We start from the raw sequence: 14,379 nt of genomic DNA on the forward strand, positions 1-14,379 counted from the left end.
CCGCTAGGCTCACCACCCACCATTTTCCCCGGCGTGCCGGACAAAACCTGATGAGCGACAAGAAGCCTGAGAAAGCCAAAACCAAGGAGAAGGAAGCCCCTAATCCTTACAAGGACAGCCTGCACCTGCCGGTGACGGAGTTCCCCATGCGCGCCAGCCTCACGGAGAGGGAGCCGCAGCGCCTTGCGCAGTGGGAAGCCGCCAATGTCTATGAGCGCATTCAGGAGCGCCGAAAGGGGAACAAGAAATTCGTGCTGCACGATGGCCCGCCCTTCGCCAATGGCGACGTGCACATGGGCACCGCCCTGAACAAAGTGCTCAAGGACCTCGTCGTGAAGTCCAAGAGCATGCTGGGCTACTACGCCCCCTTCGTGCCCGGTTGGGACTGCCATGGTCTGCCGATCGAGTTCCGCGTGGTGAAGGAGAGCGCCGGTCTGAGCCCGGTGGAAATCCGTCGCAAGTCGGAGGAATACGCGCGGAAGTACATCGACATCCAGCGCGAGAGCTTCAAGCGCCTCGGTGTCTTTGGCACTTGGGAGAAGCCCTACCTCACGCTCGACCCGGCGTATGAGGCGGACATCATCCGCACCTTCGCGAAGTTCGTGGAGCAGGACCTCATCTACCGGAGCAAGCGCCCGGTGATCTGGAGCTATGGCGCCGGTACCGCCCTCGCGGAGGCTGAGGTGGAGTACAAGGACAAGACCTCCCCTGCCATCTACGTGGCCTTCAACCTCGTGGACTCCCCTTCCCTGCCTGCAGAGCTGAAGGGCGCCTCGATGGTCATCTGGACCACCACGCCGTGGACGCTGCCCGCGAACCTGGGCATCGCACTGCACGCCGAGTTTGGCTACATCGTGGGCGACTTCGCCAACGCTGCCGGCGAGACGCGCAAACTAGTGGTGTACAAGGATCTGCTCGGTGAATTCACCGCGAAGACCGGCTTCACGCTGGCGAAGGAACATGCCTCACTGAAGGGCAGCGCCTTTGCGGGACTGCAAGCGCAACACCCCTTCCTCGACCGCACGTCGAAGGTCATCAACACCGACTTCGTCACCGCAGACACGGGTACCGGCCAGGTACACATCGCTCCTGGTCATGGTCAGGATGACTACCTTGCGGGCAAAGCGCATGGCATGGAGATCTTCTCGCCCGTGGATGACAAAGGTCACTACACCAGCGAGGTGGGTTTGCCCGACCTCGTGGGCAAGCACGTGTTCCAGTCGAACGAACCCATCATCACCCTGCTGGGTGAGAAGGGCGCGCTGCTGGGCCGTGAGAACTACGTGCACCAGTATCCGCACTGCTGGCGTTCGAAGACGCCGATCATCTTCCGCGCGGTGGAACAGTTCTTCATCAAGGTGGATGCCATCCGTGGCAAAGCCCTTGAGGAAATCGACAAGGTGCAGTGGCTGCCCGCATGGGCACGCAACCGTATCTTCGGCACCGTGGAATCCCGCCCCGACTGGTGCATCAGCCGCCAGCGCACCTGGGGTGTGCCGCTGCCTGCCTTCTACGCGAAGGATGGCTCGGTCATCCTCACGGCGGATCTCGCCTGCAAGGTGGCAGACATCTTTGAAAAGGAAGGCACCAACGCGTGGTTCGAGAAGGACGATGCGACTTGGGCGCAGATGCTCGGCCTTCCCGAAGGCACGACCCGTGGCGTGGATACGCTCGACGTGTGGATCGACTCCGGCTGCAGCCATGTGGCCGTGCTGGATCGTCATCCCGAACTCGGCGCGCCTGCGGATCTCTATCTTGAAGCGACGGACCAGCATCGCGGCTGGTTCCAGAGCTCCCTCATGGTCAGCGTCGTCGCACGTGGCACCGCTCCGTACAAGAGTGTGATCACGCACGGCTTCGTGGTGGACACCAGCGGCGCGAAGATCTCCAAGTCGGATCAGGGCACGAACAAGAACGCGAAGCCCATGACCGCGTCCCACTACTACAACAAGTACGGCGCCGACCTCGTGCGTCTGTGGGCTGCGTCGGTGGACTACCAGAATGAGGTACCGTTCTCCGAGCAACTCTTCGAACAGTCCACGCAGAACTACCGCAGCATCCGCAACACCCTGCGGGTGCTTCTTGGCAACCTGAATGGCTTCGATGCGAAGAAGGATGCCGTGGGCAAGGAGCAGTTCACGCTGTTGGATCGCTGGATCCTCGAGCGCTTGCATCGCGTGACCAAGGAATGCCGCGACGCCTATGACGCGTTTGAGTTCCGCAAGGTCTTCAATGCGCTGAACCAGTTCTGCACCGTCGACCTGAGCTCGCTCTACATCGACATCACGAAGGACCGCCTCTACTGCGACCGACTGGACAGCCCACGCCGTCGTGCCACGCAGACCGCGATGCATCGCATCACGGAAAGCCTGTGCCTGCTGCTCGCGCCCATCCTCGCCTTCACGGCGGATGAAACGTGGGGCTACCTCGGCAAGACGGAGAGCGTACACGTGGAAGAGTTCCCGCAGCCCGACCCCGACTTTGCCGGTGAAGAAGCCAGCGCCGCCGTGGAAGATCTGCTCAAAGTCCGCGCCGTCATCCAGCAGTCCATCGAGAAGGCCCGCCAGGAGAAGCGCATCGGCGCCAACCTGGAAGCCGTGGTGAACGTCACGCTGCCGGAAGAAGGCTTCTCCAACGAGGTCTTCAAGGACAGCGGAGCCCTGGAGGAGTTCTTCATCCTCTCCGTGCTGAAGCTCACCCGTGAGCCGAAGGCCGAGCTCTTCGCCGAAGTGCTGAACTCGCCGCACCAAAAGTGCGCGCGCTGCTGGAAGTACCTGCCAAGCGTAGGTACGCAGTCGCACGCGGATCTGTGTGACCGGTGCGAGGGCGCGGTGAGCTAGGGCTTACCGTCCAGACCAGGACGCGAGGACCACAGCGGTACTGTGGTCCCTTCGCCGTGCCGTCTTCTATTGAGATACCTCTCAGCGATACCGGGTGAATCCTTGCATGCCTGAGCGAAACGGGTTTTCCAAGGATATACCCAGGCGATCAAGGGAGTTACTCAGACGGTTTGCAGCCGCGCTCATGCGATTCATGGCCTCAATTTTTTCAATCTCCTGGAGCTGGCGCATCTCCTCCGCCGCGGCAGCATCGTTGCCTTGCTGGCGATAGAGCCATGCATTGTACTCGTGCGCGAACTTGGAAGCCTTCAAGTCAAAGCGACCTGACCTGATGCCCTCAAGCATGGAAGCCTGCTCTTCCCGCTTTTTGGTCACCTCGCGGTCCAGTGAACTGATCTGATAACTCCACATGGCAATCCACCGCGACTTTACATCCGCCTGGGTGACCGGCTTCCCGACGGCCGGCTTGGAGCCTTCCGCTTCCGCTTCCCTTAACACTGCCTTTTCCGACTCGACCTTGGCCTGACGCTCAGCAGTTGCGTTCTCCATCTGAGCTCGGTGCTCCTGTGCCTTTGCTGGATCAAAGGCGAGCTTCTCCTGGATTTCCTTTGGCAGAGCCTCGTAAGGCACTTTTATCAAGCCACCGTCATGGCTGAAGCGAACGCCGTCCGGCTCCACCTTGGTGGCTCGAAGGTTGGTGTATGTCTTCTGCGCAATGCCGACCCCCAGCTTCAATTCAGGCAGCGTGATGTCAGGCGGTTGCCCTACTAGCGTGGTGGTGAGAAGACACAGCACAAAGCTTATTCTTTTCATGAGCGAAGAATATCTTTTCTCTTTGCCTGCCCACAACTGAATTACTTTGCGATACAGTAAATTTTTACGCATCCCGCGCCCGTCCTTCTGAGCAGCACCGCATCCCTCATTTGGGAGGGGTGTAAAAGGAAGGATCCTGCGCTCAGGGACATCACAGGTCGACCTGAAGGACCGGCAGACTCATTCCGCTTCACGCATACAAAAAAGCGGTGCGAGGCTCTCACCGTCGCACCGCTCACAGTCGTATCGTCGCACCGGCCCGTTACTTCTTCTTATCCCACTCGTGCTCTTTCACGATGGCGGCGATGTCAGAGGTCGCGGCGAAGTTGTCCGGCAGCAGCTTGAACTTCTTCATGTACTGCAGCGCGTTGTGCACCTGCAGGACTTCACCCTTCTTGGACTCAATCTTGTCGGCCGGCACAGCCTTGATGCTGGCGACGTAGCCACTGGCGAGCTTGGTGCTTTCATCCAAGGCTGCTGCGTCCTGCTGGTAGCAGAGGGACTCCATGAGGCCGAGCATCTTCTCCTTGCCTTCAAGCTTCGCGGCTTTCTCGCGAACGCCCTTGGCGATTTCAGCGCGCTTCGCAGCGGTGGCTTCTTCGCTCATCACGCTCGTGTCGCCACCTTCGATGGCGCGCTTCGGCAGCGGGCGGTACCAGATGTTGCGATAGCGCACGGGGTTGCCGTGGTCCTGGAGCTTGAGGGGTCCCTTCTCGGGGAAGGCGCGGTCCTTCGTACGCGCCTTGTGACCGCCGCCACCCTGCAGCGGGGTGTGGTCCTGCACGAGCACACCGTTCACGAACACGGTCAGGTAGCCGGGATCCACGAGTTGGTCACCCTTGTACACGGGACGACGGAAGACGATGTCATACGCCTGCCACTCACCCGGTTTGCGCAGCGGGTTGGCCATGGGCGGATTCACGCCGTACACGGAGCCGGCGAAGCCGTCCGCGTAGGTGGGGTTTTCATAGTTGTCCAGCACCTGCACTTCCACCTGGCCCATGAGGAAGACGCCACTGTTGCCGCGGCCCTGGCTGTTGCCTTCCACCTTGCTGGGGGCGGACCATTCCACGTGGAGCTGGCAGTCGCCGAACTCGAGCTTGCTGCGCACGTAACCGGAGCCGGGCACGCACTGGAGGGAGCCGTCTTTCACTTCCCACTTCGTTGCCTCGGAGGGATTCTTGTCCGAGACCCAGTTCACGATGGCGGACTCAGAACCGTCAAAGAGCACAATGGCGTCCGCTGGCGGCTTGCCCGGGACTTCCTGTGAGCTGAAAGTGCCCGGCTCCACGCGGGCCGGCTGGGGACGATTCATGTCATGGATGGCCCAGGGATGCGTGGCATCCGGAGGGTCACCGTAGAATCCACCATCGGCTTGGAGGGACATGGTCAGTGTAGGCAGCGCCGTGACGGTCGCGGCCAGGATGAAGAGTGCGCGTTTCATGGAATGAATCGGGGGACGAGCGTGATGACTGGTGACAAAGGAACCGGTCACATCAAAGCGCCTCCAAGCCCGCGTGAGGGGAACGAGGAGGCACCTGATGAAACCGGGATGGAAAAGCCGCTCCGAGCGGCTGATTTCTATCGATCAAAACGTCACCGCCGATCAATGGCAGCCGCAGCCGGAGCCGCAGCCACCGCTGCTGGACATTTCCTCGGCGGTGGGCACGCGGCCCTTTTCAAGCGTCTTGGAGACATGCTTGTTCACCATGTTCGCGATGCGCTGGAGCACCTGCTGGGCCTCCTGGAAGCTCTGGATGCCGGGATGGCTGTCGGCCTTCTCCTGAAGGTCCTCATAAACGCCGACTTCTTCGTCCGAGATGATTTCGCCGGCACGATGGCGGCGCTCAAGGTCATGCGAGGTGGTGGCGACTTCGCGGTATAGATTCACCGCTTCCTCGTCAGCGAGGAACGTTTCCGCATTGGCGCGGGCGACCTTTACTTCCTCATCAGCGGCGATGGCTTCGCAGAGGTTTTGCAGTTGTTCTTCAATGGCAGAGGTGGCGATGGCGGTCATAATCTGGACAGGCTAAGATACTCCGGCGGGAATGCGAATGCGTTTCCACGGAAAATCGCGGGGCACGCCCCCGCTGGCTGGATGCAAAAGCCTGAGTGGAATGGCCGCAAAAGAACGCAGAGAACGCAAAGGGGAAGCGGCTGGTGGAGGCCTGGGCATGCCTCGATTTTTTCTGCACGTTTGCACATCTGACTGCATGTTAAGCGACCAGCCCTGTCTTTTACGATGTCCACGTCCGCCTTTTACGATTCATTGACTCCTTACTACCACCTCATCTACCCGGATTGGGAGGTGAGCATGGGGCGGCAGGGCAGGGCTTTGGATTCCATCATCCGTTCCGAGGGCGGGCCGCATCTCCGGACCGTTCTGGACGCGGCTTCCGGCATCGGCACTCAAAGCCTTGCGCTGGCGACCCTTGGGTATGATCTCACCGTTTCGGATATTTCTCCTGCAGCCATTGAGCGCGCCCGGCGGGAGGCCCGGGAGCGCGGTCTCTCCCTCCAAGCCAGTGTAGCAGACATGCGACACGTATACGATCACCACCATCGCACCTTTGATGTGGTGATCTCCTGCGACAACTCCGTGCCCCATCTTCTCTCCGATGCGGAAATCTTGGCCGCTCTAAGGCAATTTTACGCCTGTACGAGTCACGGTGGCATCTGCCTCGTGTCCGCGAGGGATTATGCAGCCCTGGATCTTACTGGGCCACCGCAATTTCAGCCTTACGGGATACGCGAAGCGGCGGGTTCACGGTACGTCCTGTTCCAAGTCTGGGAGTCCTCGCCTCCGCTGTACGATACCACCTTTTACGTGATCGAGCATCCCGCGCACGCAGAGCCGGTCGTGCGTGCCAATCGGACTACGTACTATGCCATATCCCTTTCACGCCTGGCTCAACTCATGGAAGAAGCCGGGTTTACTGATGTGCGGCGCATCGACGATGTGTTTTTCCAGCCGTTGCTCGTGGGGCGCAGGCTCTCCTGAAGCCCCCCTACTGCATCGGCAGCTTGAATTCCTTCTTCTCGCTGCCGCGTAGCACGGTGACGGGCACGGTTTCGCCGGGGAAATGATTCGTGAGCAGGTGGCCGATGATCTCGCCTTCGGTCATGCGCTTTTCCACGCCGGCGAAGTTCACGATCACATCTTCCTTTTGGAAGCCGGCGTTCTTCGCGGCGGCATGCTTGCCATACTGGCCCACCCCTTTGGCGCGGAGGGCCATTTGCTCCTTGGTGAGTCCGCGAGCGGTGCGTTCCTCATCAGGCAGGTCTTCCAGCACCATGCCGCCAAACGCCATGCCACGCATGGGCCAGGTGGCCACGCGGCGGGAGATGTCTGACTTGGTGCGCCAGTTCGGAGCGAGAGCCAGCTTGAGCGTGGCCGCCTCCCCTGCCCCGCCTTTCTTCACGGCAATCGCCAGAGATCCGGATTCGGGCGCATTGTGCAGTGCCCACGCCACATCGGCGATGGACACGACCGGCTGACCTTCGACACTCGCAATCACATCCCCCGCACTCACGCCCGCCTGGGCTGCCGCCGTACCAGGCAGCACTTCCTTCACCTTGGCCACCTCATCCGGAGCCATCACCATGCCCAAGGTATCGGGAGCAGGCATGGGATAGATCCACTGGGCAGGAATGACCTGCTTCTGCTCGCGATAAGTCGCGCGAAAGGCATCTCCCACCTGGTGGCAGTGCACACAGCTCCCCACGACCTTGCCATCCCAATTGAGTTCACGCTGGTACTTCCCTGCGAGCACGGGGATGTCCACCGGGGTCTTGAACTTCGCCGGACCGGCCTGCTTGCCTTGAAGGACATCCTTGTTCGCAGGATAGCCACCATGCAGAGCAAGCACCGCCTCCAGCGTGCGGCGATACCCTGCCGTGCTGGCATCTTGGGAGTCCTTCTGGTGCGTCCACGAACCGTAGCGGCCGTAGATGGTCCCATCCCCATTGAAGAACATCGTGGAGAAAGACAGGTCGTAGTCGAACTGGAATTTCGTGAGATCGAGATCGTTCGCGTTGATCACGCGCACGCAGACAAACTTGTCCAACACGGGCTGCAACTCCGCTTCTGTGAGCACGCTGGCATCCAGTCCCATGCACGCCATACAGGGAATGCAACGCAGGACCACCAGCAGCGGCTTGCCCGTGCGTTTTGCTTCGTCGAAGCCGCGCTGCACATCGTTGTAGATCCACCGCGCATCATTTTCCATCGTCGCCTTGTCCTTGCGGACCGCACCCTCGCGGTCTTTGACAGTCTCCGCGGGAAGCATGGGAAGAAGGGAAAAAAGCATTCCCGTGACAGCGAGCAGTGGGATCGTGACTTTCATATTCAGTGAGGAAAAAGCAGGACGGGAGGTGCAAAAACGGAACTCGAGCACTTGCCCGGCCTTGCAGCGAGCTCCGACTGCTACGGGACAGACGGCCAGCCCTTTCAGAATTCAGGGATCACCTTTAGGGAAATGGAGAACCCTCGCACACGAATATCCTTCACAGACGATCAGGCCCCTCGCCGGCGTGCCGCCGTGGTGTGATAAAGTGTGGTAGATCATCACAGGAAATTTCGACCCGAGTCACTGATCGTTTGGCACTGCGGGTTGGCGCGCCTCCGCCTCTCGCGGATCGCAATTCCTGTCCATTTCCTTGCGCTCACCTTCACTCAGCAGCACCGTTTTCGGATCATGTCCGCCCTGGCTTCAGTTGCAGAAGCACGCATCCTGGAATCCCTGGAGGCGGGCGAGGACATGACGCTTGCCGGAAAAGGCCAGCCGCTGGATCTGGACGGCTATTTCGCCGCGCCCTCTTCGCTGCGCGCAGGATTTGGCATGCTGAAGAGCGCTGGCGTGGTGCCGCCCGAAGTGGAAGCCATGCGCGGGGTGAACTGGCTGCGTGAGCGCCTTGCGAAGGTGACGAGCGTCGCGGAACGGGAAGGTCTGCAGAAGGAATTAATGATGCGCGAAACGGAACTGGCCATGGCCATGGAACGCATGAAACGCAGTCTCAAAGCGGACGCGGTTGGGTAACTCAGGAGCGTTTTGAAATTTTTTCCTGCTTAAGACGAACACCTGACGCCGATTCATGCTTGGCAGACAGGGGCCGTCCCAGATAGATTGTGGAATATTTCACCTTAAGGCATGGCATCAGCACGATACAAAATCTTGGAGGAGCTGGGCGCAGGAGGGGCTGGCGCCGTGTACAAAGCCTACGACACCCAGCTCGACAGATATGTGGCCATCAAGCGGCTGCTCAGCAAAGAAGAGGCTGAAACCGCGGACGCGCAGTCCGGGAACATCAAGAAAGAGGCAGCCTCGCTCGCCACGCTCCAGCACCCTAATGTGGTGTCTGTCTTCGATCTCGGAAGCGATGAGCAGGGCTTCTTCATGGTGATGGAACTGGTGGAAGGCGACACCCTCGGCGACTGGATCACCGCCGCGACCATGAGCCTGCCGGATTTCAATGAACTGGCGACCCAAGTGCTGGAGGCCCTCGTCTCCGCCCACAGCCAGAGCGTGCTCCACCGCGACCTGAAACCGGAGAACATCAAGATCCGCCGCCTGCCCAGCGGACGCCTCCAGGTGAAGGTGCTGGACTTCGGTCTCGCCCGCATGTCCTACGGCGCAAAGAAGATGACCGAGGACCAGAGCGGGAACATCCAGGGCTCCATCTACTACATGTCGCCGGAGCAGCTCCTGCGGAAGCCGCTGGACGGCCGCACGGACCTCTACGCACTGGGATGTGTCTTGTACCAGACCTTGAGCGGACAACGCCCATTCGAGTCGGATACGGTCCGCGGAGTCATGGATGCGCACCTGCAGCACCTCGTTTATCCGTTGGTGCAGATAGCGCCGAATATTCCCCAGCCCGTGTGTGACTGGGTGATGTGGCTTTTCAATGCGGATCCCGCCCATCGCCCCGCCAACGCCCAGCAGGCGCTTAATTCCCTGCGAGGGCTGGCAGTGGCCGGCTGGCTTTCTGAGAGTGCCGAGTCCGGCCATGTCGCCATGGCCGTGCCGGATGAGCCCTACCACCCTCCCGTGGCGGTGCCTCGCATTTCCACCGGCCATGTGCCGACACGTCCCCCCACGGGTTCAGTGTCCCAGCGCATCACCGGCACAGTGCCACCACGGAAGCCCACTGGTGGCGTGCCTGCCCGGCGCCCCACGAGTTCCGTTCCCACACCGACCAGTTCCGTCCACCGCGCCCCCGCCAGAGTGGAGGAGGAGACGGAAGGTGGATTGAACAAGAAGATGATGCTGATCTATGCAGTGGGCGGTGGCCTGCTGCTGGCGGTCGCCTTGTTCTTCATGCTGCGTGGCGGCAAGTCTGAGCCCGGCAAGCCCGGCAGCCCGACAACCGCCAGCACTCCCGGGACTCCCGCGAGCATGGAACCACCCACGCGTGCAGCGAATTTCCTCCAGCCCGGCATCTTGCTTCACTTCCGAGCAGGAGAAAAAATGGACGCCTACACCGACCTCGGCAAACCTGCGGTCGCGGCCAAGCCCGGTGACAAGGTGCTGGCCTGGCATGACATGGCCAATACAGGCGGCGACGGCACCCTCATGGCCATCAATCGCCTTCAGCAGAACTGTCCGACCTACGTGCAGGAAGTGTCTTCAGCACTGAAGTTCAAGGCGGCCATGCTTCGCTTCACCGGCACGAATGCCATGATCCACTCCATGAGCAAGGATAACCCCAGTATCAGGGACTATCCGCTCGGTGGCACCCAAAAGGATCCGGGACTCACCATCGTGATGATGGTGCGTCCAAACATCACCAACAAGGAGGTCCGTTGCCTGCGCATTCGCAACTCGGAAGACAAGGGACATCTGAGCGTGCGCGCCTATCCCAACAATGAATGGAAGCTGGGCATGAAGATCGGCAACACCGTCAAGGAGCAGAAGGTCACGGGACGAAATGTAAAGCAGTTCAACCTGATCGGCGTCTCCTGGAACGCGAACACCGCCAAGATGCTGCTCTCCATCCGCTCGGAAGACGGCGGAAAGGGACGCGCCGAAGGGGATGCACCGAAGGAAAAAGCGGAAATCTTCAACGAAATCCGCATCGCCGATTACGATCAGACGACGCCTGTCGGTGCCGAGGATCTCTTCAACGGAGATGTCCTGGAACTGATGGTGTGGCCCTACGCCATGGGCTGGGAGGATCGCAGCGGCCAGGAGTTCCGCATCGTACAGGAGTACTTTGTGAAACCGGGACAGAGGTACTGAGGGAAAGGTGGAGCAGAAGAGCCCGCTTCCTCACTGAAGCCTGACGTCTTCTTCCTTTTCCTTCGGCTCCTCGGTGCGCTGTCCTTCGCGGGTGGCCTCTGCCATGCGATACCACTTGAGCGCTTCGGCATTGTCCTGAGGCACGCCGCTGCCGCTCTTGTAGGCGTCTCCCACGGCGTACTGGGCATCCACACTGCCATTTTCCGCGGCCTTGCGAAACCACTTCAGGGCCTCCTCGGGATTTGCCTCGACGGACTCGCCTTTCTGATAAGCCCTGCCCAACGTCAACTGCGCGTTGACGTTGCCGTTCTCGGCGCCCTGCTTGAGGCCTTCGAATGCCATCTGCCTGATGCGGTCGCTCGGACCTCCTGAGCCCGGTTCAAAGCCCCAGGGATCGCGGCCAATGTCGGACTGGCTCACCCAGTAGATGCCATATCCGACGCCGACCACACACACGCCGCCGAGCACGAAGCGATAGATTCTCTGCCAGGCACTCAATCGGACTCGTCCCGGACTCGCGGCTATTCCAGCCACGTTGTCCTCAGCCACGGAGGCTGTGTCCTCGGATTCGTCCACAGCTTGGGACGGCGCGACGGGGCGAGTGGGAAAGTGCCGGGAAGTATCGGTATTCGGGCTGCCTTCCTTCTCCGCGGGATGGTAGCGATCACCCAGCGCGGGCACCAGAGCGTGATCTCCTGCACGCTCCTCGTCAGTCTCACTTTCGCCGTCCTGTCCTGTAGCGGGTTTGGGCTTGGACTTGAGCTTGGGGGCCGGAATCGCTGCCGGCACTACTGTGTGGTCAACGGCCGGAGTCGCAGCGGCGGCATGCACATGATGGGACGCCTGCTCCACCGCAGAAGCTTCCTCTGCTACGGTAGCCGAGACTGGGACAGCATGCGCCGACTCAGGGGCGGGAGTAGAAGCAGGGGCAGGCGTTGGTGCTGCTTCTGGTGCCAGCGCTGGAGAGACGGCTGGCGGGATCTCGGCAACAACAGCAGGTTTGTCCTCCACTAGGGAAGGCTCATCTACGGGCGCAGGAACCTCTGCTGCGATTGGTTCCACAGGTGTCTCAGCAACGGGGGCCGATGCAGGCTGCACCGCAGATTCTTCGGCAACGGCAGCCGACGCCAGTAGTGCTGCAGGTGCCTCGGCTACAGGAGCCGGTGCAAGTGGGGCCTCAGGTATCTCGGCTACAGTAACCGGTGCAGGCAGGGCCGCAGGTGCCTCGGCGACGGGGGCCGACTCAGGTGGCATCGGGGCCACCTTGGCAACGGGAGCCGGCGCCGCAAGGGGCGGCAGCGGCACTGGGACTGTCACTACCGGCATGGCCGGACGCACCGATGCCCCCTGCAATCGGGGTGAGATGACGACCTTGGGAGGGCGCACCTTTGTGATCGCGGTGTCCATGCGGGGCGCCACGGTGCTTCCTGAATCGACACCACCTTCAGGGGATGCAGAAGGAGTGGAAGGGGCCGCCGAGACAGAAGGAGAAGAGGTCGCCTGTCCCACTGGAGCCGCAGAGTTGCCACGAAGCTCAACTTTCGGACCCTCCGTCCCTTTCTTCAGGGAGACGATGTCATGGAGAAAAGGGTTCGCCGGTGTGGAAGTGGGAGATGCCGTGCTCTCGGTGGGCTTCGCTGAATCGGCGGTGACCGGTTCCGCATCCTTGTCCAGCGTTGGCACATCCGTATCGAGCGCAGGCTGCGCTTTCGCGACCGGTTCCCTCTTGGCGTCCTTTCCGCTCGTGCGTGGCGGGGCGGGTACAAAGGCAGCTGCCGTCTCCTTCTCCCAAGCAGCAAAAACGTCCCTGGAGGCGCGAGAGGAGTCTTCGCGCGCAGGAGGTTCCGGTGATCCAGGTCTTGGGGACTCAGGGGATGGTGAGCCGTCCGGTGTCACCTCCGGCAATGCCGCAGGATCCGGGGCGGAGGCTCCCGCAGGAGCTTGGCCGTACGCTTGTTTCAGCGCATCATCCAGCCAGGGATTCGCGTTCTTTCGCTCCTCTGCTTCACACAACGGCAGGAGCAAATCATAGGCTTCGTGGATGCGCGCCGTTTGCTCCAGGGCTTTGGAAAGTTTCGCGCGGTCACTCATGAACTGGGCCGGAAACCAGGTCACGAGTGCGTTTTTGTGCGCCGACTTGAGCTCCACTGTGCTGAATGGAGGCTCGATACCGAGAGTTGTCTGGGCTTCCTGCGCCGTCATGAGAGAGGCTCAAATGCTGATAAGAGAATGACAGGAGGAGATTTGCGCATGCTACTGCAATTGTCGAGCAACGCTCCCGTCTTTTCGCTGCGAACGACAACGGGAAGCAAGGGGTGGCTCAAGGTCGGGCACAGTGCAGGAACCGCGCCAGCCCGGGCTTCACTGACCCTCCGTTGCTGGAGCAGGCGCTTTTGTCTGAGCCTGTGCCTGTTCCGCTACCTGAGCTGGCTGCTGGGGCGCGGCTCCGGGCAGCATGGTCAGGCGCCAGGCCGGCTTGTCGTAATCCCGGAGTTGGTCCATCTCGCAGGCGCGCAGCTTTGCCTCCATTTCCTCGCGATTGCTTCCCTCATAAAGGGCGTGGATGATGGCCAGGGCCACCATGTTGCCTTCGTCAAACCCTTGCACGGCATTCTCCCAAGGCGTGTAGCTGGTCAGGCGGGTGGAAAGAATCACGGCGGTGTGATGGCTCTTCTTGGCAAAGCACTCGGCAAACCACGAACGGAAGTGCTCATCCGAGAGGCAGCCGGTCCAGGAGAGCAGCTTGGGCGTGGCTTCCCGCTTTCTCAGGTAGGGACCCAATGCCTGCATGCCGGGACGATTTTTCTTATAGTAGGAGAAGTCCGTGGAGGATACACCGCCCGCGGCGGGCCGAGTTTCAGGTGGGTAGGTATCCGGGCCGCCACCGCTGCGGGAGTGGCCCACATAGATCATCACCTCCGCCTCGGCGCAGGCTTTCTTGGTGAAGTCCATGGCCTCATCACTGCGAAGGAGCTGGTCTTTGTAGCCCACGCCGATGTTCTTCGTACCGCTTCTGGAAAGCGCGCTCCACATGAGTGCCACGCGTAGCATCTGGCCCTTCTTGGTCTGGCCGGTGAGGATGCGGAGGTTGGGCGCTTCCACCGGAACACCGAGCGTCTTCGCCGCGGCTTCACTGGCAGGATGTTCCTGAAATCCGAGCTCCTTCAGCGAATTCATGAACCGCTCCGCGCGGATGGGATCATTCGCCTCCCGGGCGTCCTTCGTGTCGTCATACCCAAAGGTCACCCGGATGTCAGCGATGCCGTCATCCGTGAAGATGGACTTGACGGTCTTTTCGAAGGCGGCGTCCTTCTCGCGCTGCGCAAGTAACTTTGCCTCTTCCGCAGAGGGGCCAGGCGGCTGCTTGTCCGGCGCGGGCGCGACTTTCTCCTCCCCCATCACTGGCCCCAGTCCAAAGCCAACGCCAAGTGCCAGCAGCAGAAAACCACGAACAGCGGTCCGGAAAGACCGGTGAGCAGATGGGA

The 14,379-nt window shown here is 61.0% G+C and carries 10 protein-coding genes; 4 read left to right on the forward strand and 6 right to left on the reverse strand.

The genetic code is table 11. The annotated features are described in order from the left end of the window. Positions 1–50: 50 nt before the first annotated feature. Positions 51–2,840: an isoleucine--tRNA ligase gene (gene ileS, locus G5S37_RS18645; RefSeq protein WP_165205963.1), complete on the forward strand. Its 2,790-nt coding sequence runs from the start codon at positions 51–53 to the stop codon at positions 2,838–2,840. A gap of 81 nt (positions 2,841–2,921) precedes the next feature. On the opposite strand, the gene G5S37_RS18650 is transcribed toward ileS, so the two are convergent. From G5S37_RS18650 to G5S37_RS18660, 3 genes are all read right to left on the reverse strand, one after another. Continuing rightward, on the reverse strand, positions 2,922–3,653 hold the full coding sequence (locus G5S37_RS18650) for a hypothetical protein (RefSeq protein ID WP_165205964.1): 732 nt from the start codon (positions 3,651–3,653) through the stop codon (positions 2,922–2,924). Positions 3,654–3,915: 262 nt separating this feature from the next. Then, complete coding sequence (locus tag G5S37_RS18655) at positions 3,916–5,097, reverse strand: DUF1080 domain-containing protein (RefSeq protein ID WP_165205965.1); 1,182 nt, start codon at positions 5,095–5,097, stop codon at positions 3,916–3,918. 162 nt (positions 5,098–5,259) lie between these two features. Further along, positions 5,260–5,670, reverse strand: coding sequence for a YlbF family regulator (locus G5S37_RS18660; RefSeq protein WP_165205966.1), 411 nt, complete (start codon positions 5,668–5,670; stop codon positions 5,260–5,262). Positions 5,671–5,895: 225 nt separating this feature from the next. Here G5S37_RS18660 and G5S37_RS18665 point away from each other — a divergent pair, with 225 nt between their 5' ends. Continuing rightward, positions 5,896–6,654 carry a class I SAM-dependent methyltransferase gene (locus G5S37_RS18665; protein ID WP_165205967.1) on the forward strand — a complete coding sequence of 253 codons (759 nt, stop codon included), beginning with the start codon at positions 5,896–5,898 and terminating at the stop codon, positions 6,652–6,654. Between the two features lie 7 nt (positions 6,655–6,661). On the opposite strand, the gene G5S37_RS18670 is transcribed toward G5S37_RS18665, so the two are convergent. After that, the gene (locus tag G5S37_RS18670; RefSeq protein WP_165205968.1) at positions 6,662–7,963 is read right to left on the reverse strand and encodes a Trx7/PDZ domain-containing (seleno)protein; all 1,302 of its coding nucleotides are present in this window, start codon (positions 7,961–7,963) and stop codon (positions 6,662–6,664) included. A gap of 303 nt (positions 7,964–8,266) precedes the next feature. On the opposite strand from G5S37_RS18670, the gene G5S37_RS18675 reads away from it, so the two are divergent. Next, complete coding sequence (locus tag G5S37_RS18675) at positions 8,267–8,692, forward strand: DnaJ family domain-containing protein (protein ID WP_206026051.1); 426 nt, start codon at positions 8,267–8,269, stop codon at positions 8,690–8,692. Between the two features lie 111 nt (positions 8,693–8,803). Beyond that, the gene (locus G5S37_RS18680; RefSeq protein ID WP_165205970.1) at positions 8,804–10,894 is read left to right on the forward strand and encodes a serine/threonine-protein kinase; all 2,091 of its coding nucleotides are present in this window, start codon (positions 8,804–8,806) and stop codon (positions 10,892–10,894) included. 30 nt (positions 10,895–10,924) lie between these two features. Here the strand turns inward: G5S37_RS18680 and G5S37_RS18685 are convergent, their stop codons facing one another. Both G5S37_RS18685 and G5S37_RS18690 read right to left on the reverse strand, forming a co-directional pair. Beyond that, positions 10,925–13,096 (reverse strand): tetratricopeptide repeat protein, encoded by a 2,172-nt coding sequence (locus tag G5S37_RS18685; protein ID WP_165205971.1) that lies wholly within the window; start codon positions 13,094–13,096, stop codon positions 10,925–10,927. Positions 13,097–13,255: 159 nt separating this feature from the next. Further along, the gene (locus G5S37_RS18690) at positions 13,256–14,293 is read right to left on the reverse strand and encodes a hypothetical protein (protein ID WP_206026052.1); all 1,038 of its coding nucleotides are present in this window, start codon (positions 14,291–14,293) and stop codon (positions 13,256–13,258) included. Positions 14,294–14,379: the final 86 nt, after the last annotated feature.

It is taken from the genome of Roseimicrobium sp. ORNL1, from assembly GCF_011044495.1.
GTDB lineage: Bacteria > Verrucomicrobiota > Verrucomicrobiia > Verrucomicrobiales > Verrucomicrobiaceae > Roseimicrobium.

Bases quoted from the DNA above. Each gene is read 5' to 3' on its own strand.
- ileS (WP_165205963.1), top strand. From the start codon at position 51: ATGAGCGACAAGAAGCCTGAGAAAGCCAAAACCAAGGAGAAGGAAGCC.
- G5S37_RS18650 (WP_165205964.1), bottom strand. From the start codon at position 3,653: ATGAAAAGAATAAGCTTTGTGCTGTGTCTTCTCACCACCACGCTAGTA.
- G5S37_RS18655 (WP_165205965.1), bottom strand. From the start codon at position 5,097: ATGAAACGCGCACTCTTCATCCTGGCCGCGACCGTCACGGCGCTGCCT.
- G5S37_RS18660 (WP_165205966.1), bottom strand. From the start codon at position 5,670: ATGACCGCCATCGCCACCTCTGCCATTGAAGAACAACTGCAAAACCTC.
- G5S37_RS18665 (WP_165205967.1), top strand. From the start codon at position 5,896: ATGTCCACGTCCGCCTTTTACGATTCATTGACTCCTTACTACCACCTC.
- G5S37_RS18670 (WP_165205968.1), bottom strand. From the start codon at position 7,963: ATGCTTTTTTCCCTTCTTCCCATGCTTCCCGCGGAGACTGTCAAAGAC.
- G5S37_RS18680 (WP_165205970.1), top strand. From the start codon at position 8,804: ATGGCATCAGCACGATACAAAATCTTGGAGGAGCTGGGCGCAGGAGGG.
- G5S37_RS18685 (WP_165205971.1), bottom strand. From the start codon at position 13,096: ATGACGGCGCAGGAAGCCCAGACAACTCTCGGTATCGAGCCTCCATTC.
- G5S37_RS18690 (WP_206026052.1), bottom strand. From the start codon at position 14,293: ATGGGGGAGGAGAAAGTCGCGCCCGCGCCGGACAAGCAGCCGCCTGGC.